The sequence below is a fragment of the Pseudomonas sp. S34 genome, from assembly GCF_009866745.1.
Classification (GTDB): Bacteria; Pseudomonadota; Gammaproteobacteria; order Pseudomonadales; family Pseudomonadaceae; genus Aquipseudomonas; species Aquipseudomonas jessenii.
This window is the reverse complement of sequence record NZ_CP019398.1, coordinates 2,392,362-2,418,117: the sequence shown is the minus strand read 5'-3', so window position 1 is coordinate 2,418,117 and position 25,756 is coordinate 2,392,362. Positions and strand designations below refer to the sequence as shown.

The 25,756-nt window shown below is 62.3% G+C and carries 21 protein-coding genes; 12 read left to right on the top strand and 9 right to left on the bottom strand.

The window, feature by feature from the left end:
* Window positions 1–262: 262 nt before the first annotated feature.
* Entirely contained in the window at window positions 263–1,102 is an 840-nt protein-coding gene (locus PspS34_RS10895) for an AraC family transcriptional regulator (protein ID WP_090456379.1), read from the bottom strand.
* A gap of 94 nt (window positions 1,103–1,196) precedes the next feature.
* Between PspS34_RS10895 and PspS34_RS10890 the strand changes: the two genes are divergently transcribed.
* Window positions 1,197–2,117: a LysR family transcriptional regulator gene (locus PspS34_RS10890; protein ID WP_238786596.1), complete on the top strand. Its 921-nt coding sequence runs from the start codon at window positions 1,197–1,199 to the stop codon at window positions 2,115–2,117.
* Window positions 2,118–2,234: 117 nt separating this feature from the next.
* Here PspS34_RS10890 and PspS34_RS10885 read toward each other — a convergent pair whose 3' ends face one another.
* Entirely contained in the window at window positions 2,235–3,149 is a 915-nt protein-coding gene (locus tag PspS34_RS10885; RefSeq protein ID WP_159389695.1) for a LysR family transcriptional regulator, read from the bottom strand.
* Window positions 3,150–3,220: 71 nt separating this feature from the next.
* Between PspS34_RS10885 and PspS34_RS10880 the strand changes: the two genes are divergently transcribed.
* Complete coding sequence (locus tag PspS34_RS10880) at window positions 3,221–4,261, top strand: AraC family transcriptional regulator (RefSeq protein ID WP_159389694.1); 1,041 nt, start codon at window positions 3,221–3,223, stop codon at window positions 4,259–4,261.
* A gap of 384 nt (window positions 4,262–4,645) precedes the next feature.
* Here PspS34_RS10880 and PspS34_RS10875 read toward each other — a convergent pair whose 3' ends face one another.
* A complete protein-coding gene (locus tag PspS34_RS10875) occupies window positions 4,646–5,452 on the bottom strand; it encodes a class I SAM-dependent methyltransferase (RefSeq protein WP_154862333.1) in 807 nt (268 codons plus the stop codon).
* A 171-nt stretch (window positions 5,453–5,623) separates the two neighbouring features.
* Between PspS34_RS10875 and PspS34_RS10870 the strand changes: the two genes are divergently transcribed.
* The gene (locus PspS34_RS10870) at window positions 5,624–6,001 is read left to right on the top strand and encodes a hypothetical protein (RefSeq protein ID WP_154947890.1); all 378 of its coding nucleotides are present in this window, start codon (window positions 5,624–5,626) and stop codon (window positions 5,999–6,001) included.
* 3 nt (window positions 6,002–6,004) lie between these two features.
* Here the strand turns inward: PspS34_RS10870 and PspS34_RS10865 are convergent, their stop codons facing one another.
* The 4 genes from PspS34_RS10865 to PspS34_RS10850 form a co-directional block, all read right to left on the bottom strand.
* Complete coding sequence (locus tag PspS34_RS10865) at window positions 6,005–7,438, bottom strand: sigma-54 dependent transcriptional regulator (protein WP_154862332.1); 1,434 nt, start codon at window positions 7,436–7,438, stop codon at window positions 6,005–6,007.
* Window positions 7,407–8,900, bottom strand: coding sequence for an ATP-binding protein (locus PspS34_RS10860; RefSeq protein ID WP_150815247.1), 1,494 nt, complete (start codon window positions 8,898–8,900; stop codon window positions 7,407–7,409). The genes PspS34_RS10865 and PspS34_RS10860 overlap by 32 nt, the downstream gene beginning before the upstream one ends.
* Window positions 8,901–9,002: 102 nt before the next feature.
* Window positions 9,003–10,118 carry an SCO family protein gene (locus PspS34_RS10855; protein WP_154862330.1) on the bottom strand — a complete coding sequence of 372 codons (1,116 nt, stop codon included), beginning with the start codon at window positions 10,116–10,118 and terminating at the stop codon, window positions 9,003–9,005.
* Window positions 10,119–10,302: 184 nt separating this feature from the next.
* Window positions 10,303–11,748 carry a HAMP domain-containing sensor histidine kinase gene (locus PspS34_RS10850; protein ID WP_150815245.1) on the bottom strand — a complete coding sequence of 482 codons (1,446 nt, stop codon included), beginning with the start codon at window positions 11,746–11,748 and terminating at the stop codon, window positions 10,303–10,305.
* 280 nt (window positions 11,749–12,028) lie between these two features.
* Here PspS34_RS10850 and PspS34_RS10845 point away from each other — a divergent pair, with 280 nt between their 5' ends.
* Together PspS34_RS10845 and PspS34_RS10840 are read left to right on the top strand one after the other, a co-directional pair.
* Window positions 12,029–13,375, top strand: coding sequence for a hypothetical protein (locus PspS34_RS10845; RefSeq protein WP_159389693.1), 1,347 nt, complete (start codon window positions 12,029–12,031; stop codon window positions 13,373–13,375).
* A 35-nt stretch (window positions 13,376–13,410) separates the two neighbouring features.
* Window positions 13,411–15,660, top strand: a complete 2,250-nt coding sequence (locus tag PspS34_RS10840) for an Ig-like domain-containing protein (RefSeq protein WP_159389692.1) — start codon at window positions 13,411–13,413, stop codon at window positions 15,658–15,660.
* Between the two features lie 672 nt (window positions 15,661–16,332).
* Here PspS34_RS10840 and PspS34_RS10835 read toward each other — a convergent pair.
* The gene (locus tag PspS34_RS10835) at window positions 16,333–17,751 is read right to left on the bottom strand and encodes an FAD/NAD(P)-binding protein (protein WP_159389691.1); all 1,419 of its coding nucleotides are present in this window, start codon (window positions 17,749–17,751) and stop codon (window positions 16,333–16,335) included.
* 15 nt (window positions 17,752–17,766) lie between these two features.
* Window positions 17,767–18,330 carry an XRE family transcriptional regulator gene (locus tag PspS34_RS10830; protein ID WP_090456428.1) on the bottom strand — a complete coding sequence of 188 codons (564 nt, stop codon included), beginning with the start codon at window positions 18,328–18,330 and terminating at the stop codon, window positions 17,767–17,769.
* Window positions 18,331–18,414: 84 nt separating this feature from the next.
* Between PspS34_RS10830 and PspS34_RS10825 the strand changes: the two genes are divergently transcribed.
* The 7 genes from PspS34_RS10825 (at window position 18,415) to PspS34_RS10795 (ending at window position 25,671) form a co-directional block, all read left to right on the top strand.
* Window positions 18,415–19,350 (top strand): DMT family transporter, encoded by a 936-nt coding sequence (locus tag PspS34_RS10825; RefSeq protein WP_238786595.1) that lies wholly within the window; start codon window positions 18,415–18,417, stop codon window positions 19,348–19,350.
* A gap of 257 nt (window positions 19,351–19,607) precedes the next feature.
* Window positions 19,608–22,526 carry a monovalent cation/H+ antiporter subunit A gene (locus tag PspS34_RS10820; RefSeq protein ID WP_154947661.1) on the top strand — a complete coding sequence of 973 codons (2,919 nt, stop codon included), beginning with the start codon at window positions 19,608–19,610 and terminating at the stop codon, window positions 22,524–22,526.
* On the top strand, window positions 22,526–22,870 hold the full coding sequence (locus tag PspS34_RS10815) for a Na+/H+ antiporter subunit C (RefSeq protein WP_007986256.1): 345 nt from the start codon (window positions 22,526–22,528) through the stop codon (window positions 22,868–22,870). Before PspS34_RS10820 ends, PspS34_RS10815 begins: the two co-directional genes overlap by 1 nt.
* A complete protein-coding gene (locus tag PspS34_RS10810) occupies window positions 22,867–24,552 on the top strand; it encodes a monovalent cation/H+ antiporter subunit D (protein WP_154947660.1) in 1,686 nt (561 codons plus the stop codon). Before PspS34_RS10815 ends, PspS34_RS10810 begins: the two co-directional genes overlap by 4 nt.
* Window positions 24,549–25,037 (top strand): Na+/H+ antiporter subunit E, encoded by a 489-nt coding sequence (locus PspS34_RS10805; RefSeq protein ID WP_150815145.1) that lies wholly within the window; start codon window positions 24,549–24,551, stop codon window positions 25,035–25,037. The genes PspS34_RS10810 and PspS34_RS10805 overlap by 4 nt, the downstream gene beginning before the upstream one ends.
* The gene (locus PspS34_RS10800; RefSeq protein ID WP_007986253.1) at window positions 25,034–25,312 is read left to right on the top strand and encodes a K+/H+ antiporter subunit F; all 279 of its coding nucleotides are present in this window, start codon (window positions 25,034–25,036) and stop codon (window positions 25,310–25,312) included. Before PspS34_RS10805 ends, PspS34_RS10800 begins: the two co-directional genes overlap by 4 nt.
* Complete coding sequence (locus PspS34_RS10795) at window positions 25,309–25,671, top strand: Na+/H+ antiporter subunit G (RefSeq protein WP_090456437.1); 363 nt, start codon at window positions 25,309–25,311, stop codon at window positions 25,669–25,671. The genes PspS34_RS10800 and PspS34_RS10795 overlap by 4 nt, the downstream gene beginning before the upstream one ends.
* Window positions 25,672–25,756 lie beyond the last annotated feature (85 nt).

Sequence of the window (25,756 nt, the reverse complement as noted above, 5' to 3'; positions counted from 1 at the left end):
TTGGCGCGCAGCGCCGTTCGACGCAGTCGAACTCATTGCATGTAGGTCGAAGCGAAGCCGACCGGAGGGCAATGCCCCCGGATGAATACCGGAGCGAAGGAACCCCGAGCCTCAGCGAGGGGCCGTACGTAAGGGGCGAGACCTTTTGGTTCCTTTTGGCTGGGCCGGCACTCCGGGCGTTTGCCAAAAGGGACTCGCCGTAAGGGCGAAACCATAAGCAGCCGTTACCGCAGAAACGGATATGTACACCGACCCCATCAACCTACAAACCAAGACGAAACTGCTTAGGCGTAATCCCGAACTGCTTACGAAACGCCCGAATGAAATTGCTCGGCTGCCGATACCCCAACCGCTCGGCAATCCGCTCAATCGGCTGATCCCCCGCCGTCAACCAGTGCCGCGCCAACTCCAGGCTATCGCTACGGGTGTGTTGCGCCGCAGCGGTCTGCCAGTGCCGCAACATGCTCTGATGCAAAAACCCATTGGCCCCCAGCAAAGGCTCATCGAGACTGGCCGCTGGCAGGCTCAGACACGGATGTGAACCCTCCAGCACCTCGACACCCATGCTACGCAACCACTGCCCGGCAGCCTGTTGCGGCGTCAAGTGGACCGCGACGAACACCTCGGCCGGCGCGCGCCCCAAACGTCGGGCGATGTTGCGCACCAACGTCAGGGTCGCCGCATCAAGACCAAAAAAATGCGGCGGCTGGTCAACACTGCGCAAATGCAAGCGAGCCTGCCCGTCACCCTCCTCCAGTTCCGCCACTACGTAGTTGGTCACCCGCGGCAGGAAATCAGTGAAACACGCCAGGCTCGCGCGAAGGGTCGCGGCGGAGTCCAGCAGAATGTTCAAACCCCGTAACGTGGTAGTCGCCATGCCATTGACCAGTTCGCAGCCAAACGACACCCCGGCGCCCGCACGTTCGCATTCATTCCACAGGCGTTCGACCAGGTGCGCGGGCACGTGCAGGTCCTGCCCTTCGAGCAACGACTGGCAGATGCCGGCTCGTTGCAGCAGTTGGTCCTGGCACAGTCCGGACTGCCGGGCATGGCTGAGAATGGTACGGGTGAAGGCGCTGGAAATGAACGGTTGGCTGGTCATGGCAGGTTACGGCGAGAAGACAGGCGTGTACTTATGCCAGCCCCTGTGATATCGATCCAATGCATTAAAAGTATCCGACAAATGCAGGAGACGCATGATGGACCTACGACAACTCCGCCACCTTGTCGCCTTGGCCGATTACCGCAACTTCGGCCGTGCCGCCGAGGCGATCAACCTCAGCCAACCCGCCTTCAGTCGCAGCATCCAGACCCTGGAGCGCGACCTCGACTGCGCGCTGGTAGAACGCAGCAGCCGCGAATTCCGTCTGACTGGCCAGGGTCAACTGGTACTGCAACATGCCCGGCGCCTGCTCGCCGGCAGCCAGGCACTGCAAAACGAACTGACGCAATACAACGGCCTGACCGGTGGCGAGTTGCACTTCGGCTGCGGCCCGTACCCGGCCCAGGTGCTGGTGCCCGAAGCGCTGGCGGAATTCATCCAGGCTCACCCGGCGATCCGCATCAGCTTCCACCAGGGCGACTGGGAGCAACTTGCGGTCTGGCTTCGCGAACAGCAGATCGAATTCCTCGTGGCCGACGCGCGGTACTTCACCGGCGACCCGCAATACCAGGTTCAGCTGTTGCGCCCTCGACGTGGGCGGTTCTTTTGCCGTGTCGGACATCCCTTGGTGCAGCAGCAGAACCTGTACCTGCGCGCCCTGCTCGACTACGCGGTGGTCGGCACGCGAATACCGCCGATGATCCGCAAGATCCTCGCCGACGTGCAGGGCGAGGCGGACTTCAACCCGAGCGTGGAGTGCGCGCAATTCGATGCGATCCGCCGCGTGGTGATGCGCTCCGATGCGGTGGGTATAGCCACCATGGAGGCCTTGGCCGAACTGGTGGACCAGGGCCTGATCCGGCTGCTGGAGTTTACCGACGTGCCCAAGGAGGATCCCGGCCTGCAATTGCATTACGGCATCGTCAGCCGTGCCGGGCATTCCCTGACACCGGCCGCGCTGGCGATGGTTGAGGCTGTGCTGACGGTCGACCAACGTTTGCTGGCGTCGAACTAGGCGCATCTGAAACACACACAAATCCCTGTAGGAGCGAGCTTGCTCGCGATGGTGTATCAGTCGACACAGCGGTGAATGACACTCCATCGCGAGCAAGCTCGCTCCTACAGGGGTAGATCACGCGCGCCGTGCCAGCGACTGCAAGGCCCGGGGCTCACCGAGGGCGCGCAGCAGGCAGTGCATCGCCTCCTCGCGGCTGCGCTCGAAGCGATAGCGCGACTCGATGTACAGCGCCAGTTTCAATTCCACGGGTTCGTCCAGGGGCAGCGGCACGTGTTGCAGGCCCAGCACGTTGGCGACCCGGCTTGGCAGGCTGATGCCGAACGGCTGGCGATCGGCGATCAGCTTCGCGGCCAGGGTGCTTTGGGTGCTCATCGCCACATTCCGGCGCAGGCCTTTCAAGCCAAGCTGCAAGTCCACCGGGCTGAGCCCGTCGCGGCGGCTCGACACCTGGATCTGCGGCTGCTCCAGATACTCCTGCAGGGTGCGCGGCGGCTCCTTGAGCGCGGCGCCATAGGCGAACACATAATGGTCGGCGGGCAATGCCTGTTTGTGCAGGCCGGCAAGCCCGGCCAGCGGTTGGTCGAGGTCGATCAGGATATCCAGCTTGCCGCTGGCCAGGTCCTGCAAGGCGTCGCGGCGCCGGGGCTGGAAATAACGCACCTGCCAATCGGCGTGGGGCGACTCGAGCAAGGCATCGAGCAACACCGGTTGCAGGCAATCCAGACAACTGACGCGCAGCAGTGGATTGTTCTGCCGCGCGGCGGGAATCATGCGCAAGCCATCGCGCAATGACTCCAGCGCTGCACGCACGTAGTCGGCCAGACGGTGGGCGACCAGTGTCGGCGTCACCCCCAGGCGACTCTTGATGAACAGCGGGTCGCCGCACAACTCGCGCAGGCGACGCAACGCATTGCTCATGGCCGGTTGCGACAGGCACATCACCTCAGCCGCACGGGTGACGCTGCGCTGCTGATAAATCGCATCGAAGGCAAGCAACAGGTTCAAATCGAGCTGGCGTAAATCAAGCATGGTCTTGCTCCGGCAAATCGCTTAACTTCGGGCAGCCTAACCAGTGTTGCGGAACAAGCTGTGAGCCCTACATGACAAAAAGCGATCAGCCACTGCGCGATCAATCGATACCCAATGCGTTCTACGCGCCGACCCTGCTGCCGGCCATCGAAGAGTTGCTGGCCCGTGGCGTGGACCGGGACAGTATCGAAGGCCTGTTTCGTCGCAGCCTGTTCGAGTTGCGCACGCCATTCATGCGCATTCCGCTATTCATGTCGCGGCGCTTCTGGGCGTTTGCCCTGGAGCAGACCGGCGACCCGCTGATCGGCCTGGCGGCTGGCCGGCGTTTCGTTTCCACCGCTACCAATGGCCTGACGTACCTGTTCGACGTGGCCGACTCACTGGACAGCGCCTGCCAGTATTTCGTGCGTTTCTTTCCGTTTTTCAACGGGCACTTCCACGCGCGGATCGTGCGCGGCGACGACAGCGTCCAATTGCACCTGCTCGACCGCGGCAGTGTGAAAAGCAGCGCGGCAACCGCCGATTACATTCTCATCAGCCTGTGCAGCATGTTGCGACGCAAATTCCTCGCCAGCGGCCTGGAGCGTGATCCGGTTCTGGGCGTCGGGCTGGTCGGCGCTTGCACGACCAATGCGCAGGAACATCAACAAGCCTTTCGCGCACCGGTGCAATGGGGGCAGGCGCAGCACTCGATCCGCCTCGATCCACAGCTGTTCGTCATCCCGTTGACGCCGGGCAATCATGAACTGGAACACACGCTGATCGAGCTGCTGGAGCAGACCCGACGCAACAGCGAACCGACCTTGCTGGAGCAAGTCTGCGACCATTTGATCGGCAACCTCGCCGAAGCCAACTGGCAGCAATTCTGTACCACCCAGCACGTGCTCGAGCGCACCGCCGCCCGACGCTTGAAGGCGTTGGGCTGGAGTTTTTCAGAGTTGCTCGACGAATACCGTCGTTACCGGGCCGAAGACTTTTTGCAGGGAACGGACCTGGAGCTGGTGGAGATTTCCGACCGCCTGGGCTACAGCGACGTGCAAAGCTTCAATCGTGCCTGCCTGCGGTGGCTGGGGTGCGCACCGGGTGCCTGGCGAACGCGGCAAGGTCAATAAAAAACACACGGGTGCGCCACGGGTGCCTTTGGTTTTTGCGCTCCCCCGGTTTCCAGCGACAAATGATGAGTGGGTTGAGAGTCCAAAATCTTCAGTGGATTCTCAGCGGGCGCAGTCACCACCCGACGGACTGCTGGAAATCGTCGCCCACCCGAACCAGCTCGGCGCCGACTTCGGCGATGCCTACCTGGAACCGGGAATAACCGAGGCCTACGCAGTTCTAATCGGGTCCACCTGAAACCGCGTCGCCGCCATCGCGAGCAAGCTCGCTCCCACATGGGATTGTTGTCTTATGCAAGACCGATGCACGACTCCGAACACCTGTGGGAGCGAGCCTGCTCGCGATGGGGCCGGCAGGACCCGCACGCAATTGAGCCCAGGGCATCAGCCCTTCACCACCACCCACGTAAAACACAACGGCAACTGCGCTGCCTGCTGCTGATAGCGGTCATAGAGCTCTTCGCGGTTGGAGTGTGGGTATTCCCTGAAGTGACGGATCTGCAGCCCTGCCGCAATGGCGGCGCTGAAGAGGTCGCCCAGGGTGTGGGCGAACCAGTAGGACGGCGCGGCCGGCTGTTCGATCCTGCCTTCGTAGACGATCGGTTCGTGCTGCACGAACGGTTCGCGGCGGAAGTATGAGCTGGCCGGGCGAAAAGGATCGGCTGCCTCGGGGTCGAACATTTCCAGGAACGGATGGGTTTCGTACACCACCAGCGCCCCACCCGGCTTCAGCGTGCGCGCCACATGGCGGAAGAATTCGCCGATGTCCGGCATCCAGTTCAAGACCCCGATGGTGATCAGCGCCAGGTCAAAGCGCTCCTGCAGTCCGGCCGGCAAGTGGTGAATGTCCGCTTCGATGAATTGCGGCGCGTGGGGCGATCGGGACGCCAGTTCCCGTGCCTGCCCGAGAAAGGCTTCGGACTGGTCGACGCCCACCACGCTACGCGCGCCCATGGCGAACAGCGACAGGCTTTCACGACCGTTGTTGCAGCCTAGTTGCACCACGTCCTTGCCGTCGATACCTGTCTGGGTCAGCAAAGCTGTCAGGGTGTCGTCCAGGCAGGAAAAATCCGCGTGTTCCACGCCCTTCAACAAGGCTTGCCATTCGCTGGAGTCCTTGTGGTGACGGGCGGAGTCATTCCAGGCCTCGCGGTTACTGGCGATGGCTTGTTCTTTTGTCGGCAGTTCCATTGCACACTCCAGGGTCCGGGTCGTCGATTTGACCGGCGAAGTCTAGATCAACCCCATCCTGGCAGGTGTTGCGAACTTGTAATCCGCGCGGCAGCGACGGCTGTCCACGGCGCCAGCTATAGTTAAAGACCTTGGGGGAAGTGTGGTTAAACCGATTTAGCAGGTGTTGCCATGAAAAAGACCGACCTGACGCTTTTGCTCGCCGTCTGCCTGGGCGCAACCGCTGTCGTCCACGCGGACGACATGCCCACCACCAACTACAGCAGCGAATTCAACTATTACGGCGCCGACCAACCCTTCGCGCACCCCGTACCACCGTCGATGAACATTGTGCCGCCGGGTTCGTACATCCCGACCGCGCCCGGGGAATTCATTCCGGTTTCAAGTGAGCACGTGTTTTCCGACTCGCGCCTGCCGACAGTGGCCGACGCCACGGTTCGGGTGTTTATCCGCTCCTACGATCCGGAGCGTGGTGTGTACGTGAACCAGGAAGTCGAGAACCCCAGCTGCATGCTGTCCTGTCTGAGGCAGGGCCCGGTGTTGCAGTGAGCCTTACCACTGGCGCTTGTCCGGACGGGCGAGGCCGAGTTTTTCGATCCGGTAGCGCAACATGTCACGGCTCAGACCCAGCAGGCGTGCCGATTTGGTGACGTTCCAGTCGGTCTTGTCGAGCATCTTGCGCACCATGTCGCGCTCCACTTCCGGCAGGTTCATGGAGTCGCTGCCGCTGAAGGACGGACGCGGCTCGCTGAAGTGTGACGGCTCGTGATGAAACATCGGTGGCTCATCCATCAGGCTCAGGCAGACGTTCAACTGATGGGCGGCGATAGTGTCGCTTTGCGCCAGCAACACGGTTTGCTCCAGCATGTTGCGCAGTTCGCGCACGTTGCCCGGCCAGCTGTAGCTGAGCAGCAAATCTTCGGCCTGGTTGCTGAAATGCAGGTTCGGCTTGCCGTAGCGTTTGCCATGTAGCCCCAGGAAGTGCCGGGCCAGCAGCAGGATATCGGCGCCACGGGTATACAGTCGCGGCACCTTGATGGAAATGATGCGCAGGCGGAAGAACAGGTCACGACGGAATTTGCCTTGCTGGACCATCTGTTCGAGATTGCAGTTGGTGGCGCTGATCACCCGCAGGTCGACCTTGCGCTCCTTCACTGAACCGACCCGGCGAATGGTCCGGTCTTCCAGTAGTTTCAGCAGCTTGGCTTGCAGCAGCAGGTCCATTTCACCGATTTCATCGAGGAACAGCGTGCCGCCATCGGCCGCTTCCACCAGCCCCATGCGACGATCCTTGGCGTCGGTGAAGGCGCCCTTCTCGTGGCCGAACAGTTCCGACTCCACCAGATTGGACGGGATCGAAGCACAGTTGAATTCAATGAATGGGCCTTTGGCGCGCGGGCCATCGAAGTGCAAGGCCCGGGCCACCAGTTCCTTGCCGGTGCCCGTCTCGCCTTCCACCAGCACCGGCGGCAGGTCGCTGTTGGCCATGCGCCGTTCGGCGTCGAGCAACTGGGTGATGGTGCCCTTGAGGTACGCCATCGGTGCCGACTCGCCAATCAGTGCCTGCACTCCCGACTTCTGGGCCTCGCGCTCCTGGTAAAACGACAGCGTACGCTCCATGCGGTCGGTGGCCAGGGCCTTGTCCAGCAGCAACTTGAGCTCTGGCAGGGCCACCGGTTTGGTGACGTAGTGAAAGGCGCCCTCTTTCATCGCCACCACGGCGTCTTCGACATTGCCGTAGCCGGTCATCATGATCACTTTCAGATCCGGCGCGCTGATGCGCAGCTTCTGGATCAGGTCGTGACCACTCATGCCCGGCAACGAGTTGTCGGTCAGTACCACGTCAGGCGCGAAAGAACCCAATTGCTCCAGTGCATCTTCAGCCGAGTGGCAGACGGTCACCTCGAAGTCCTTGCGCTCCAGGTAAGTCTGAATATTCTCGGCGAGGATTTCGTCATCCTCGACCAGCAGAATGCTGTGCTCCATATACCCCTCCCGTTGCCACTTTGAAATTGAGACAAACACGGGTTCCTTCCTGCTCCCGGCTGGTCAGTTCGACCGAGCCGTCAAAACGCTCCATTATTCGTTTGACCAGGGCCAGGCCCACACCCAACCCACCTTGCTTGGTGGTAAAAAACGGCTTGAAGACCATTTGCTGCTGTTGTTTGGACATGCCCTTGCCGGTGTCGGTCAATGTCATTCTCACGTCGCCGGACACCGAGGAATCGATCTCGATCGTCAGCACGCCACCCTTGGGCATGGCTTCCAGTGCATTAGCAAACAGGCTATTGAGTATTTGCGTGAGCAGCACCTGCTGGCTGACGACCGGTGGCACGCTGACAGGGGAGAAACGCACTTCGACGTCCGAACGTTTGATCAGGGACTCAAAGGCACTCAGGGTGTCTTCGAGGGCCAGCACCAGGTCGACCGTTTCACAGTCGTCATTCATCGGCCGCAACGACACCAGCAATTCACGGACCCAGCGCGACATGCGGTCGACCTGACTGATGATGTCGCCGATGTTTTTCTGTGCGGTCTGGCTGGCGATGTCCTGGGCCAGTTCGGCGCTGGAACGGATATTGGCCAGCGGGTTGCGCAAGCTGTGGGCGACCGCCGAGGACATCTCGCCAAGGGCGACAAAGGTCTCGTTGGCGATCAGTTGTTTCTGCTGGCTCTGCAACAGCGTCGCCGCGCGTCGCACAATCCAGAACAGCCCCAGGTAAATGGCTGCCCCGCCGATCAGCGTGGCCAGCCAGATTGCCTTGAAGCCACGCTGGATACGCGCCACCAGATCCACCGGCTCCTTGTAGATTTCCACCATGGCAATCACTTTGCTTCTGTCGGCGTTGAACATCGGAATGTAGTTCTCGACGAACAGGTACTCCGGTTCGCGCAGCAAGCGCTGCTCGGGACGCTCCTCATCGATTTCGTGGTAACTGGTGGACACCGGCGATTTCATTTCGAAGGATTCGTCCAGCTCAAAGTCGCCTTCGATACGCACGCCGATCAACTCGGGGTTGGTCGACCAGACCACGGTGCGGTCCAGGGAGTACACCGTCGCCAGCAGGATGTCCGGCAGATGCTTCACATGGTCAAGAAACTCAACGCGCGCGGCGGCCCGGGATACGGGGTTGACGTCGGGGTAGGCATCATCCATGCGCGGGTCGAGCATTTCACCCATGGTTCGCCCCGGGGCAATGCCGGCATGCCGGATTTCGGCCTCGCCAATGGACTGGATGAACTGCGCGGTCAGCATCGAATCGCGCTCGATACTTTCATCGACAACAAAGCGCGTGGAGATGTAACCGAGCCCTAGCGCCACCACAGCGATGATCAGAAAGCTTGCCAGGGAGAACCAGCGCAGCAAATTGAACTGCGGCCGCCAACCCTTGCGTTGTGCAACGGGAGCCTGCGGCGCAGCTACTTTTTGTTGTTCGAGTATCTGCATGGCTGTGTCCTGGGTGCTTGAAATCGAGCCTGTTCAGCCGCTTTCAGGATCAGTGTAGGTGGCATTGATAGCCACCGACTGGCCCGCGTAATTTTTTTGACACTATTGCACCCGGGGTGTCTCGGGGTGCGCGACCGAATGATGTTGTTCAGGCTCTTCATTACCACTGGCCAATGGCGCCGCTGGCGGATGTTGACGGTCGGTTTCTTCTTTCAGGAAATCGATGAGGGACTGGGCGGAACGCGTATCCAGTCGCAAGTTGGGCATCGAGATCCTGTTGTAGCGCTCGAACAGTTCCATCGCGATCGGGTCCTTTTCCGCGAGCATGCGGTCAGGTTCGCGGATCCAGCGGATGAGCCAGGCCTGATCGCGCTGATAGGTCACGCCGATCAGGTCCGGGCCGATGCTGCGCAGGCCGATGCCCTGCCCATCCAGCGGACCGAGGCTGTGGCAAGACGCGCAGCGGGTGCGAAACAGCTCTTCGCCATTGCTCGGCGGACGGATTTCGGGGGCCTCGACGTAGCTTTCCTCCACACTGGGCTGTTTCCAGTTATGCAGGGTATTGGCCAGTTGGTCGGCCAGAATCCACGGGTTTTCGAACGGCGAGGCTTTCATCCAGCGGCCCGTTGCCTGGTTGCCGACGATCAGGCTCAGGTTGTGGTCCTTGTTGCGCCCGTTATCGACGCCTTCGATGAACAGCCCCAGTTTTTTGCGCAGGTCGGTGACGTCGGCGAATTCCCCGGTGAGGAATTTCCACCCGGGCCCGACCTGGAAGCGTTGTGCATAGGCCTTGAGCACCTCGGGGGTATCACTCAAGGGGTCGATGCTGATGGAGTAGAAGAAGATGTCCTTGCCGACCCGATCCCCCAGCAGTTTCTGCACCTGGCGCATGCGCGCGGTTTCCAGGGGGCAGGAGTCACTGCACGAGGTGAAGATGAAGTTGATCACCACCACCTTGTCTTTGATCAAGTCATCGAAAAAACGCAGCTGTTGTCCGTCCTGGTCGGTCAGCAGGGTGTTGGGGAAATAGTCTGCACCCCACGGGGTGACGGCTTCAACGACAGCGGGTTCGGCAGTGGATGCCGGAGCAGGTGCAGGCGTCGACGTCGGCTGGCTGGCGACCAGCAACTGGCTGGCCAGCAAACCGGTCACCAGCATCAGCACCAGGTGCATGCCCAGGGCTCGCGAGCGTGGTGAATGCATCTCTTTTTTTTCCATCACCAGCCGCCTCGATGTGGTGAAGGGGGTTATGGTGGTTTTGCAAGGACCTCGCCAATCATGTGTTTTTTTATAAAAACGTACTAACACTCGACAAAACAGTGATTTATCAAAATCAATGTGCAACGACCGGGGAAATGACCGGGGATTGATACCCGTTATTGGGGGTAGATCATCCCCGTTTTCAGGGGGCCAGAACAAAGGACAGGCGCACAGTGGTGCCCTCGCCTTCACTGCTGTCGAGGGTCACCGCACCGCCAAATCGCTCCATGATCCGCTCGACCAGCACCAGCCCGACCCCCAGCCCGCCCTGTTTGGTGGTGAAGAACGGCCGGAAGGCCATAGTGCGCTCTTCTTCGCTCATGCCTTTGCCGGTATCACTCACCCTCACACTGACGCGCTGGGCATCGCGCGGTTCGATCTGGATGGTCAGGGTGCCGCCGCCGTCCATGGCTTCCACCGCATTGGACAGCAGGCTGTTGAGGAGCTGGGTCAGTTGTACGTGCTGGCTCAGCACCATGGGCGTCTGGTCCGGCTCGAACACCACGTTGACCTTGGCCTTGTTGATCTGATGCTCGTAAGCCATCAGGCTGTCATGCAGGGCCGCCACCAGGTTCACAGGTTCGGCCTCGTCATTGAGCGGTCGCAGGGACTGGAGCAATTCCCGTACCCATGTCGACATGCGATCGACCTGACCAATGATGTCGTTGATGTTCCCGTGTGCCGGCCCGCTGTCGAACTCTATCGCCAGCTCGGCGCTTGAACGGATGTTCGCCAACGGATTGCGCAGACCGTGGGCGACCGCCGAAGACACCTCTCCCAGAGCCACAAAGGTTTCGTTGGTGATCAATTGCTTCTGCTGCGTCGCCAGCAGGATCGCCGCCCGCCGCACGATCCAGTACAGCCCCAGGTAAATGAGACCGCCGCCCAGGGCGGTTGCCAGCCAGATCAGCACCAGGCCGCGCTCCATGCGGTCGATCAGGTCCTGGGGTTCCTTGTAGATCTCGACCATCGCCGTGACGGTGCTGCCATCGGCGTCGAACAAGGGAATGTAGTTTTCGATGAAGGCGTATTTGGGTGGTTCCAGGAACTTCTGCTCCATGCGGGATCTATCCACACCGTGGTAAGCGGTCGACACGGAAATTTTCGAGTTGAATGCCCGATCGAGGTCTTCATTGCCATTGATCGCAATGCCCATCAAGGCCGGGTTGGTCGACCAGATCACCATGCGGTCGGGGGCGTAGATGTTGACCAGAATCACGTCCGGCAAGTTTGCGATATGGTCGAGGAATTCACCACGGGCACTGGCACGGGTCAGAGGGTCGACGTCAGGAAAGTCCATGTCTTTTCGTGGGTCGAGCAACTCACCCATGGTCCTGACGTTGGGAATCGACACATGGTGCACCTCGGCCGAGGCAATCGCCTGAATGAATTGTGAGGTCAATAGCGCATCGCGCTGCACGCTTTCGGTAATCACGAAGCGCGTGGATACCGCCCCCAGCGCCACCGCCACCGTGCCGATCACCAGCATGCTGACCAGTGAAAACCAGCGCAGCAGATTGAAGGGCTCCTTGCGCGTGTTCAAGCGAACTTCGCTGTCGGTCGCAAGTACTTTGGCGATTGTGGTCATGGACACGGTTCCCGGAAACCCCCTATAGGTTTATAGCCCAGCCATGGCCGTTTGGCCGAGCCTGGGGACTGCGATACCCCACCCGTCCCGCGACCCCGTCCCCCCCAAAGTCGGGGATAGCTGCCCGTGCCATAACTTCCCGGCCTGCCGCCTGCGACCGCGCCAACGCCTTTACTGCGGGCGTCTCACGGGCGTTTTCGCCGATTGGTATGGAAGTTGCCGAACTCCCTGCCAACTGCCCCATCCCCAAGGGGCAGGTACTTCGACAGAGGGAACACTCATGCACCCGTTACTGTGCAAAACCGCGTCCGCCCTGGTTGTGACTGCTCTAGCCCAAGGTATTGCCCAGGCCGCGCTGTTTGCCGTAGACCCCGGCCCCTACCTGCCAGCCAATGGCAATTTCGCCGCTTGGTATCAAGACAGCCACGGCCGAACCCTTGACCTGTGTTTATCAAAGGCTGTCAGTTCCAGGGTTGCCAGCGCGCCGGGCGCCCCGACTTACATGTGCTCGCTGATCCCAAATCCCGGCATTTTCGATGACACGCAACCGTTGGTCTTCCCGACCAATTTCCCCGACGAAGCGTTCTGGGCAACAGGCGAAACAACCATCGTCGATACCGCCCGAGGCATCGACCTGACCTATGTCTCGGCGCTCGAAGCAGCCTTCAGTGGTGGGGATCCACTGGAGGGCGACCAGATCAGCTTCGCCCGGATCCGTGTTCGCATCGACGTGGCCACCGCTGGCACTTATGTCATCACCCACCCTTACGGCGTCGAAGTGTTCAACGTCGAGACCCCCGGCCGTCGGGCGATCAACATGACCCGGGACATTGGCATCGGCGCGCCAAAAACCTACAACGGCGCGCTCAAGGGCGACGTCGGGCCGTTCCTGCGCAGCGTCAATGGCCCCTACACCGAGACCAACCCGAGCACGGGCCAGGCCGAACAATTCGTCGGCGATCCGAACCTCACCGAAGCCGTCACCGGCAGCCCGTTCAACACCAACTACGTGCGCATCGAGGGCCCCAATGGCCTGGACTTGCGCACCAACCTCTTCGCTGTTTCCGGCAAGTTGTCGAAGGTGGTCCGTCCGACCCCGGTGATCGCCGAGCGCAGCACCTACTCGCGACAGGCCGGCACCAGCGCCCCGGTGGCCCAGCAGGACGTGTTCGTGATGGCCCCGCCGCCACCCGCCACCGTGACCCTGGACAGCAACAATCCGCTGCTGAACTTCACCGAAGCCAATACCACCGGCCACTGGTATGCACAGTCGCCGAACAATCCGACGTTGCCGAGCACCATGCAGGTAACCGCCGACAACCACCTGGCCATCGCCAGCAGCGCGCCGACCATATTGCCCATGCCGTTGACCGACCTGGTGACGATCTCACGCGCCGAGTACAGCCTGAGCACCGGGCAAATCACCATCGTGGCTTCGACCAGCGATGAAACGTCGCCACCGGTGCTCACCGCCACCTCCGGCACCGGTATCGCCATCGGCGCCCTGAGTGGTGATGGCGCCGTGAAAAGCCTGGCCACCGGCATCTCGCCGATTCCGCCAGCCCAGGTTCGTGTGTCGTCCTCCAATGGCGGCAGCGATACCGAAGAAGTGGTCATCGTGCAATGAACGCCCACATGCCCGGATCCTCATCAGGAGGCATCATGAACAAATGGCCACGCCTGGCGCTCAACGCCCTGGGACTGACTCTATCGCTGACCGGCAGTGCTTTCGCGCAACTCGCCGCCGTCGATCCCGGTCCTTACACCTTTGCCACCGGGAAATTCCCGATCTGGTATCAGGACCAGAACCAGCTGTCGATGGAGCTGTGCCAGTCTCGCGCCGCCAGCTCGCGGGTGGCAGCCAGCGTGCCACCGGCCTACATGTGTACCCTGCTGCCGACACCGGGCATTTTCGACGACACCCTGCCAATGGTGTTCCCGGATAACTGGCCAGACGAAGCCTTCTGGTTCCTTGCCGAGACCAGCATCCCCAACAACACCGCCGGCTATGGCATGGACGTCTATGTCGCCGGGATCGAGGCTGCATTTGCCGGTGGCAACCCGCTCGATGGCGACCAGATCAGCTTCGCGCGGATTCGTCTGCGGGTGAACATTCCCGTTGCCGGGACCTACACCATCACACACCCCTATGGCGTGGAAACGGTCAACGTCACCACCACCGGGCGCCGGGCGATCAACATCACCAGGGACGTCGGCATCGGTGCGCCGGGGGTTTTCAGCGGTGCGGTCAACGGTGCGATCGGGCCGTTCCTGCGCAGCGTCAACGGTCCCTACACCGAGGTGAACCCGGACACCGGCGCCATCGAAACCTTCGTCGGCGACCCCAACCTCACCGAAGCCGTGACCGGCAGCCCCAACAACACCAACTTCGTGCGCATCCAGGGTCCGGCCGGGACCATCCAGACCAACCTCTTCACCCTGTCCGGCAAGGTGCTCGACAACCGCGCGCAGACCGCGGTGGACATGACCCGTGCCACTTACCGCCGCATAGCCGGCACGGGCGGCAACACCACCCGGGTCGAAGTGTTTGCCAAAGCCGCCAACGGTTCGACCCTGTGCTTTCGCGAAAGCATCGCCCTGGTCCCCGGCCCGCCTGTGTCACCTTGCCAGACCAACATGGTGAGCGATAACAACGGCGTGTTCTTCGCCCAGAATCTGCTGGCCAACGCAACGGTGCCGCCGGTCGTGGTGGTCACCGCCACCAACCCCGCCGGGACCACCCGCCCGACTGCGGTGTCGAGCAAGCTCTCGGACGTGGTGAAAATCCAGACCGCCCGTTACGACTGGAGCAACCACAGCCTGCTGATCGAGGCCACTTCCACAGACGAAGTGGTGGTACCGGACATGGTCGCCCAGGGTTACGGGCGGCTGTCGAAAACCGGAATCCTGCAACGCCTGACGGTGGCTGACTTGACCCAACCCCCTGCAACCGTAACGGTCAAGTCCGCTGCCGGCGGCAGTGACATCGAGCCGGTCGTAGTCGTCGGCACTGCACCGGACACCGGCGCGAACCAGGCACCGATCTCCGTCGCCGATACCGGCAGCACCAGCTTCGGCGTGCCGATCACCCTCAACCTGCTGGCCAACGACAGGGACCCGGACGGCAATACGCCGCTGAGCATTACCGCGCTGACCCAACCGGCCGCCAGCCAGGGCACGGTGGCATTGAGCGGCACTACGGCGGTGGTCTACACCCCTCCTGCTGTCGTCAACGCACCGTTGACCACGACCTTCACCTACAAGGCCCAGGACGTCAAAGGCCTGGCCTCGACGACAGCGGCAACCGTGAGCATGACCGTGTCGCCTAACCGGCCTCCGGTGGCCGTTGCCGATGCCGTCACGACACTGGGTGTGGCGATTCCAATCAACGTGCTGGCCAACGACACCGATCCAGAAGGCAATGTGCCGCTAGCCGTCGCCGGCTTCACTCAACCGCTGGCAGGTGGCGGCACCGTCAGCAGTAACGGCACGGTGCTCACCTACACCCCACCGGCCACCGTCACCACGGCCTTCACCACGACCTTCACCTACTTTGCCCGGGACAGCTTCGGCGCCCAATCGACGTCGCCAGCCACGGTCACGGTGCAGGTCTCGCCACGGCCTGCTGCGGAAACCTTCGCAGTGACCACCGCAACGGTGAGAGCCCGCTCCAACAACCGCTTCACCTGGGACTTTGCCGGCACCTCATCGGTGACCACCGGCAACACCATCACCATCAAGGTCACCACTCCGACCGGGCTGGTCACCCTGGGCACCACCGCCGTACCGGCGAATGGACGCTGGCGGTTGACCGTGAACAACACCACCACGGTCGCTCCGTCGGCGAACCCGACCGCCACGATCACCTCGTCCCAAGGCTCCGTGCGCACGGTGCCGGTGATCGCCAACTGAGCCCGCGCCCCATTAACCACGCAGGTTGATGGGGCCGGCTTCAACCCTATGGAAAACCGCGACCTCGGGTGGGGGGACGCGGTTTTTTGCCGGGTGCATTGATGGGAGTAATCCAGCGGTGGTCTGGCTGCCATCACTGGAGCGGTGCCCGGACCAGGCTCAATCCCACAGGTATTCAGTACATCTGAAAGATCTCGATCGACTGGCAGGCCCTCTTCGCGGGCAAGCCCGCTCCCACAGGGGATTGTGTGCATCTTTGAGAAATTGGTCGGCTGGCAGGCCGCCATCGCGAGCAAGCTCGCTCCCACAGAAGAGCAAAGGCAGAGCGGCGTACACCCACGCTCTTCACCACTCATCAGGCCGAGCGTTAGCTCGCCTGCAGCTTTTGATCTTGATCCACCCGCCCCCTCGGCAGGCTGAGTGGAGGTGTTTATCCGGGGATTGGCGCGCAGCGCCGTTCGACGCAGTCGAACACATCGCATGTAGGTGCCAGCGAAGCCAACCGGAGGGCGATGCCCCCGGAGGAATGCCGGAGCGAAGGAACCCCGAGCCTTGGCGAGGGGCCGTACGTAAGGGGCGAGACTTTTTGGTTCCTTTTGTGTCGTTTGACAAAAGGGACTCGCCGTAAGGGCGAAACCATAAGCCGCCGTTACCGCAGCAACGGATATGTACTCAGACCCCCAACCTGATCGACAGCCGCTCGGCCAACGCCTTGGCCTGGCTCGCCACATCGGTGACGGCGGTACTTTCCCACCACATGCCACGCAACGGCGGGCCCATGGCAAACAAACGGAGGGCAGGCTGCCCCTCGGCGTTCAGGACCGCACCATCGACCTCTGCCGCGATGCCCAAGGCCAGCGGCCCGGGCCGGACCAGGCCTCGGGCGAGCAGTTGCCGGGGCAGCGGTCGCGCGACCCGGCGCCAGTCGTATTCGATACCGCTGGAGTTGATCAGGGCGACACCGCTGACCACACAGGTCTGCGCCTCGCCCCGCCGTCGAAGGCGAATACTCACCTCGCCATTCAGCGACGGCTCGAGGCCCTGGTAAGAGGCTGCGTGAATACGTAACCGCCCTTCTTTATACAAGCGCTCAACCAGTTCGGCACTCAAGGGTGGCGAACGGTGATGATGGCTTTCCCACCACGGCCGCACATGCCGCACGAACTGCCGACGCTGCACGTCGGTCGCCTGATGCCACAAGCGGCCGATGTGTGCCCGCACCGTGTCCAGCGGCGCCTGCCAGTCGATGCCTTGGGCGATGGCGTCCCGGCAGTGCCGACGCAGTTCGCGCATCAACTGGCGAGGTGTGCGGATGCTCTGATCCTGCGCGAGAAAATCCACCCAGGCCGGTGGCTGGCGACGCACATGGGGCAGCAGCCCATGGCGGGAAAACACTTCGATCGGCCCATGATGCCCGGCCTGTTCCAGCGACACCACAGCATCGACCATGGTCAGGCCCGAGCCGATGATCATGACCGTCGCTTGCGGATCGAGTTGCCGCATGGCCGCCACATCCCACGGATCGAGGGCTGCTGCGTTCAAGCCGCTGGACCGGGTTTGCGGGGTGCGCGCGGCGGGAAACATCCCGGTGGCCAGCACCGCAAAAGCGCCCTGCAAGCATCGGCCGTCGCTCAGGGTCAACCGCACGGCGTCTGCATCGGCTTGCAAATCGACCACCTCGTCTTGCACATGCTCGACCGTCGAACCGACCAAGGCGCCCACTGCCTGCGCTTCTGCCAGGCGCTGCCGGGCGTACAGGCCGAAAACGCCCCGAGGCGGAAACAACTCGCTGATCGGCACATGCTGCTGGTCCGATTCCGGCCAGCCGCCCGCCTCGATGTACTCGGTCAGCCATTGGGTCAGGTCGTCGGCGTTGTCCGGGTCAACACTCATACGCGCCGCATTGCCGTTGAGCGTATGACCCAGTTCCACCGCGCTGTAGGCTTCACCCCGCCCCAACCCGGCCCGGGGCTCGATCACCAGCACCCGGCGCCGGCCCGGCAAACGCATCAACTGCGCCGCCAACATTGCGCCACTGAGGCCGCCACCGACAATCAGGATGTCGGCGTCATTGTTCAAGGTCTGGCCCATCCATGCACTCCCTGTTCAGATCACCACATTACGCACAAACTTCGCCGCCACCACCCCGTCGTTGCGATAACAGTGTGGCTGGTTGCTGGCGAACATAAAGAATTCACCCGCCGCGATATGCTGTGGCTGGTCGCCGAGCATAACGGTCAGGCACCCTTCGAAGACATAAATCTGCTCGCTCCAGCCATCGGCGTCCGGCTCCGACGGATACACCTCGCCCGGTTGCAGGCACCATTCCCACTGCTCGACTTCGCGGCTGGCCTGGGCCTTGGAAAGCAACACCGCCCTGCTGCCGGGGATCGTGCCGGTCCAGGCCAGCTCATTGATACGGCTGGGATCGCGGGCGTCGGGGGCCTGGATCAAATCACTGAAGGCAACGTCCAGGGCTTCGGCCACCCGGTCGAGGGTGGTCAGGCTGACGTTCTTTTCCCCTGCCTCGATCGCCACCAGCATTCGACGGCTGACACCGGACTTTTCGGCCAGCGCGGTCTGGCTCAGGTCGGCGGCATGACGTAAACGACGAACGTTTTGACTGACGTGCTGGAGGACCGAAGCCCGCTGGGTAGAATCTTTGTGCACTATATTGCTCACTGAGTGGGGTTGGGCAGTATACTGCGCAACATTCGACGCATTGTGCGTCCCCCTCCAGTAGCGTGCAAGGTCATGACGTCGGTGAATTCCCCAAAGGCTTCCTCCCGTTTTACAAGGTTCAGCAAGGCCGAATGCGTGCTGGTACTGATCACGATGGTCTGGGGCGGTACCTTCCTGCTGGTACAGCATGCGATGACCGTCAGCGGCCCGATGTTTTTCGTCGGCCTGCGCTTTGCCGCCGCCGCGAGCATCGTCGCCCTGTTTTCCTGGCGTCACCTGCGCGACCTGACCCTGTTCGAACTCAAGGCCGGGTCGTTTATCGGCGTGGCGATCATGCTCGGCTACGGCTTGCAGACGGTCGGGCTGCAGAGCATTCCCAGCAGCCAATCGGCATTCATTACCGCGCTGTACGTCCCGTTTGTGCCGTTGCTGCAATGGCTGGTGCTGGGGCGGCGCCCGGGGTTGATGCCGAGCATCGGCATCATGCTGGCCTTTACCGGGTTGATGTTGTTGTCCGGGCCGTCAGGTGCGTCGTTCAATTTCAGCCCCGGTGAAATCGCCACCTTGATCAGCGCCGTGGCCATTGCGGCCGAGATCATCCTGATCAGCACCTATGCCGGCCAGGTCGATGTGCGCCGGGTGACGGTGGTGCAACTGGCGGTCACTTCGGTGCTGTCGTTCCTGATGGTGGTGCCGACCAACGAAGCGATTCCGGACTTCTCCTGGTTGCTGTTGTGCAGCGCGCTGGGGCTCGGGGCGGCGAGCGCGGCGATTCAGGTGGCGATGAACTGGGCACAGAAAAGCGTGTCACCGACCCGCGCCACGCTGATCTATGCCGGCGAGCCGGTATGGGCCGGGATTGTCGGGCGCATTGCCGGAGAGCGCTTGCCGGCGATTGCCCTGGTCGGGGCCGGATTGATTGTGGCGGCGGTGATTGTCAGCGAATTGAAGACCAAGGGTAAGTCTGCGGCGCCTGAGGAAGAGCTGGAAGAGGAAACTCAGCGATAAACCGCCGGTTCCGCATCGCCAGATCAATCGCCTTCGCGAGCAAGCCCGCTCCCACAGGGGATTTGTGTCGTTCACAAATCCCCTGTGGGAGCGGGCTTGCTCGCGAAGGGGCCGGAACGGGCTCCCCGACCTCTCTCTGAAACAATGTAAATCAGGGCGTTTCCGTCTACCGTGTAGGATTCTGCGACAGCTTGGCGTTTGGTGATCCGGGAGCTGGCACGTATGATGCTTCACAAACTTCCGCAGATTAGAAGCCTATGTCCCTGATAGTTCTACTGCTTCTGCCTTTCATAGGCAGCTGTTTGGCGGCCGTGTTGCCGCACAATGCCCGTAACGCCGAATCCCTGCTGGCTGGCCTGATCGCCCTGATCGGCACCGTTCAGGTCGCCTTCCTGTACCCGCAGATCGCCGATGGCGGCGTCATTCGCGAAGAGTTTTCCTGGCTACCCAGCCTGGGCCTGAACTTCGTCCTGCGCATGGACGGTTTCGCCTGGCTGTTCTCCATGCTGGTGCTGGGCATCGGCACTCTGGTTTCGCTGTACGCGCGCTACTACATGTCGCCGAACGATCCGGTGCCGCGATTCTTCGCGTTTTTCCTGGCCTTCATGGGCGCCATGCTCGGGCTGGTGATCTCCGGCAACCTGATCCAGATCGTGTTTTTCTGGGAGCTGACCAGCCTCTTCTCGTTCCTGTTGATTGGCTACTGGCACCATCGCGCCGATGCCCGGCGCGGCGCCTACATGGCGCTGATGGTGACCGGTGCGGGCGGTTTGTGCCTGCTGGCGGGGGTCATGCTGCTCGGCCATGTGGTCGGCAGCTATGACCTGGACAAGGTCCTGGCCGCCGGCGATCTGATTCGCGCCCATGCCCTCTACCCGATTCTATTACCCCTGATCCTGATCGGCGCCTTGAGCAAAAGCGCACAGTTCCCCTTCCATTTCTGGCTGCCCCACGCCATGGCCGCGCCGACGCCCGTGTCGGCGTACCTGCACTCGGCGACCATGGTCAAGGCCGGGGTTTTCCTGCTCGCACGGCTATGGCCTTCGCTTTCGGGCAGTGAAGAATGGTTCTACATCGTCAGTGGCGCCGGCGCCTGCACCCTGTTGCTCGGGGCGTATTGCGCGATGTTCCAGAACGACCTCAAGGGATTGCTGGCCTACTCGACCATCAGCCACCTGGGCCTGATCACCCTGTTGCTTGGCTTGAACAGCCCGCTGGCCGCCGTCGCCGCGGTGTTCCACATCCTCAACCATGCGACGTTCAAGGCCTCGCTGTTCATGGCTGCCGGGATCATCGACCACGAAAGTGGCACCCGCGATATCCGCAAACTCAGCGGCCTGTACAAGCTGATGCCGTTTACCGCCACCCTGGCCATGGTCGCCAGCGCCTCGATGGCCGGCGTGCCGTTGCTCAATGGCTTCCTGTCCAAGGAAATGTTCTTCGCCGAAACCGTCTTCATCAATGCCACGCGCTGGATCGAACTGAGCTTGCCGATCGTGGCAACCATTGCCGGTACCTTCAGCGTGGCTTACTCCCTGCGTTTCACCGTGGATGTGTTTTTCGGCCCGCCCGCGACCGACCTGCCCCACACACCCCACGAGCCACCACGCTGGATGCGCGCGCCGGTCGAGTTGCTGGTGTTCGCCTGCCTGCTGGTGGGAATTTTCCCGGCCCAGATAGTCGGCCCGCTGCTCGCGGCGGCGGCGCAACCGGTAGTCGGCGGCACGCTGCCCGAATACAGCCTGGCCATCTGGCACGGCCTGAACGCGCCGATGATCATGAGCCTGATCGCATTGTCCTGCGGCACCCTGCTCTATCTGCTGCTGCGCAATCAATTCAAGCGCGGACGTTTCGATCGTCCGCCCGTCATCGGTCGCCTGGACGGCAAGCACCTGTTCGAATACACGCTGGTCGCCATCATGCGCCTGGCCCGTCGCCTGGAGCCCCGGATTGGCACCAGGCGCCTGCAAATGCAGTTGTTCCTGGTGGTGCTCGCCGCCGTACTGGCCGGGTTGATTCCCATGCTCCACAGCAGCCTTCACTGGGGTGACCGGCCGAAAATCCCGGGGTCGATCGTCTTCGTCACCTTGTGGTTGCTGGCCATCGCCTGCGCCCTTGGCGCGGCCTATCAGGCCAAGTACCACCGTCTCGCGGCCCTGACCATGGTCAGCGTCTGCGGCCTGATGACCTGCGTCACCTTCGTCTGGTTTTCCGCGCCGGACCTGGCCCTGACCCAACTGGCGGTCGAAGTGGTGACCACGGTGCTGATCCTGCTGGGCCTGCGCTGGCTGCCACGACGGATCGAGGAGGTCTCGCCGTTGCCGGGCAGCCTGCGCCGGGCGCGAGTGCGGCGTATCCGCGACTTGCTGCTGTCGACCGCGGTCGGTGTCGGCATGGCGTTGCTGGCCTACGCCATGCTGACGCGCCAGACCCCCAACGATATTTCCTCGTTCTATCTCAGTCGCGCCTTGCCTGAAGGCGGCGGCAGCAACGTGGTCAACGTGATGCTGGTGGACTTCCGTGGTTTCGACACCCTCGGTGAAATCACCGTGCTGGTGGCCGTGGCCCTGACTGTGTTCGCCCTGCTGCGCCGCTTCCGCCCGCCCAAAGAAAGCCTGCAACTGCCGGCCCAGCAACGCTTGCTCGCGCCGGACGTGGTGACCGACCTGGTCAACCCGCGTCACGCCAGCGACACCGCGCTCGGTTTCATGATGGTGCCGGCGGTGCTGGTGCGCCTGCTGTTGCCGGTGGCGCTGGTGGTCTCGTTCTACCTGTTCATGCGCGGGCACAATCAACCGGGCGGCGGTTTTGTCGCCGGGCTGGTGATGTCGGTGGCGTTCATCCTGCAATACATGGTCGCCGGCACGCAGTGGGTCGAGGCACAAATGAGCCTGCGGCCACTGCGCTGGATGGGCACGGGACTGATGATTGCCACGGCCACGGGCCTGGGCGCGATGGTCGTCGGCTATCCGTTCCTGACCACCCACACCTGGCATTTCTCGTTGCCGCTGCTGGGTGACATTCACCTGGCCAGCGCGCTGTTCTTCGACATCGGTGTGTACGGCGTGGTGGTCGGCTCGACCCTGTTGATCCTCACCGCCCTCGCCCACCAATCGGTGCGCGGCCACAAAACCGCCGCCCAGCCCAGATCCGTTGCCGCCAAAGGAGCCGTCTGATGGAAGAAGTCATCGCAATCGCCATCGGCGTACTGGCCGCGTCCGGCGTCTGGCTGATCCTGCGCCCACGGACGTTCCAGGTGGTCATGGGCCTGTGCCTGCTGTCCTACGGGGTCAATCTGTTCATCTTCAGCATGGGCAGCCTGTTCATCGGCAAGGAACCGATCATCAAGGACGGCGTGCCGCAGGACCTGTTGCACTACACCGACCCGCTGCCGCAGGCACTGGTGTTGACGGCGATCGTCATCAGCTTTGCCATGACCGCGCTGTTCCTGGTGGTGCTGCTGGCTTCCCGGGGCCTGACCGGCACCGACCATGTGGATGGCCGGGAGCCCAAAGAATGATGGCGATGACTCACCTGATCGTCGCGCCCATTCTGCTGCCGCTGCTGACCGCCGCGATCATGCTGATGCTTGGCGAGAAGCACCGGCCGCTCAAGGCCAGGATCAATCTGTTCTCCAGTCTGCTCGGGCTGGGCATTGCCGTGGCGTTGTTGCAATGGACACAGACCACCGGCGTGCCCGGCTCCATCGGTGTGTACCTGCCGAGCAACTGGCAAGTGCCGTTCGGCCTGGTGCTGGTGGTCGATCGCCTGTCGGCGCTGATGCTGGTGCTGACCGGCATCATCGGCGTCAGTGCCCTGCTGTTCGCCATGGCCCGCTGGGACAGCGCCGGTTCGAGTTTTCACGCGCTGTTCCAGATCCAGTTGATGGGTCTTTACGGCGCATTCCTCACCGCGGACCTGTTCAACCTGTTCGTGTTCTTCGAGGTGCTGCTGGCCGCGTCCTACGGCTTGATGCTCCACGGTTCGGGCCGGGCGCGGGTGTCGTCGGGACTGCATTACATCTCGATCAACCTGCTGGCCTCGTCGCTGTTCCTGATTGGCGCGGCGCTGATCTATGGGGTCACCGGCACGCTGAACATGGCCGACCTGGCGGTGAAAATCCCGCTGGTGTCCGAAGCTGATCGCGGTTTGCTACACGCTGGCGCGGGGATCCTGGCCATCGCGTTCCTGGCCAAGGCCGGCATGTGGCCGCTGAACTTCTGGCTGGTGCCGGCCTACTCCTCGGCCAGCGCGCCGGTGGCGGCGATGTTCGCGATCATGACCAAGGTCGGCGTGTACACTTTGCTGCGCCTGTGGACGCTGCTGTTCTCCGCCCAGGCCGGGGCATCGGCGTTCTTTGGCGGCGACTGGCTGATCTACGGCGGGATGGCGACCATCGTCTGCGCTGCCATTGCGATCCTCGCCGCGCAACGCCTGGAGCGCATGGCCAGCCTGAGCATCCTGGTGTCGGCGGGCATTCTGTTGTCGACCATCGGCTTCGCCCAGCCGAACCTGGTCGGCGCTGCGCTGTTCTATCTGTTCAGCTCGACCCTGGCGTTGAGCGCCCTGTTCCTGCTGGCCGAGCTGATCGAGCGCTCGCGCTCGGCCAACGAAGTCCTGCTCGAAGATGAAGCCGAACTGCTGCCGCGGCCACTGGAATCGCTGTATCCGCCCAAAGGCACCAACCTCGACGACGACCAGAAAGCCGTGGTCGGCCAGGTGATTCCCTGGACCATGGCGTTTCTCGGTCTGAGCTTCATCGCCTGCGCCTTGCTGATCATCGGCATGCCGCCGCTTTCTGGCTTTATCGGCAAACTCGGGTTGATCGGCGCCCTGCTCAATCCGCTAGGCCTGGGCAACAGCGGCGACACACCGGTTTCCAACGCCGCGTGGGGCCTGTTGGTGTTGTTGATCGTGTCTGGGCTGGCATCGCTGATCGCGTTCTCGCGCCTGGGCATCCAGCGTTTCTGGACGCCTGCGGAACGACCATCGCCCCTGTTGCGACGCCTTGAATGCGTACCGATCTTCGCCCTGCTGGGCCTGAGCATTGCGCTGACCTTCAAGGCCGATCCGCTGCTGCGCTACACCCAGGCCGCCGCCGACGCCCTGTACAACCCGCAGCAATACGTGATGGCGGTGCTCGACACACGCGTCGTACCGAACCCGTCGGCCGTAGCGGCCCCGCAGGAGGTGCAGCCATGAAGCGCCTGTTTCCGGCACCGCTGCTATCGCTGGCCCTGTGGCTGCTGTGGCTGCTGCTGAACCTGTCGATCAGCCCCGGCAACCTGCTGCTGGGTGCCGCGCTGGGATTCTGTGCGCCATTGATGATGCGCAGGCTGCGTCCGCTGCCGGTGCGCATCCGTCGTCCCTGGGTAATCCTGCGCCTGATCCTGCTGGTCGGGCGCGATGTGCTGGTGTCCAACCTCGCCGTGGCCTGGAGCGTGCTCAATGCCGGTCGCCGCCCGCCTCGCTCGCAATTCATCAAGGTGCCGCTGGACTTGCGTGACGCCAACGGCCTGGCCGCGCTGTCGATGATCACCACGGTGGTTCCCGGTACAGTCTGGTCGGAGCTGGCGCTGGACCGCAGCATTCTGCTGTTGCACGTCTTCGACCTGGACGATGAGGCGCTGTTCATCCAGCACTTCAAGGCGACCTACGAACGTCCGCTGATGGAGATTTTCGAATGAGCCCCTTGCTGTCGAACGCGATCCTGCTGAGCCTGTTCTTCTTTTCCCTGGCGATGATCCTGACCCTGATCCGCCTGTTCAAGGGGCCGTCGGCCCAGGATCGGGTTCTGGCGCTGGACTACCTGTACATCGTCGCGATGCTGATGATGCTGGCGCTGGGTATACGTTATGCCAGTGATACCTACTTCGAGGCGGCGTTGCTGATCGCACTGTTCGGTTTCGTCGGCTCGTTCGCCCTGGCGAAATTCCTGCTGCGTGGCGAGGTGATCGAATGAATACGCCATTGTCGTTGTGGGTGGAGATCCCGGTGGCGATCCTGCTGGTGCTCGGCAGTCTGTTTGCCTTGATCGGCGCCACGGGCCTGCTGCGCATGAAGGACTACTTCCAGCGCATGCACCCACCGGCCCTGGCCTCGACGCTCGGGACCTGGTGCGTGGCGCTGGCTTCGATCATCTATTTTTCGGCGCTCAAGTCCGCGCCGGTATTGCACGCCTGGCTGATTCCGATCCTGCTGGCGATTACCGTGCCGGTGACCACCTTGCTGTTGGCCCGGGCGGCGCTGTTTCGCAAACGCATGGCCGGGGATGATGTGCCGGCCGAAGTGAGCAGCCGGCGGACGGAGAGCGGTAGTTAGAGCAAAGATTTTTAGTGCCTGGACTGACCCCTTCGCGAGCAAGCCCGCTCCCACATTTTGAACTGTGTACGCAGATCAATTGTGG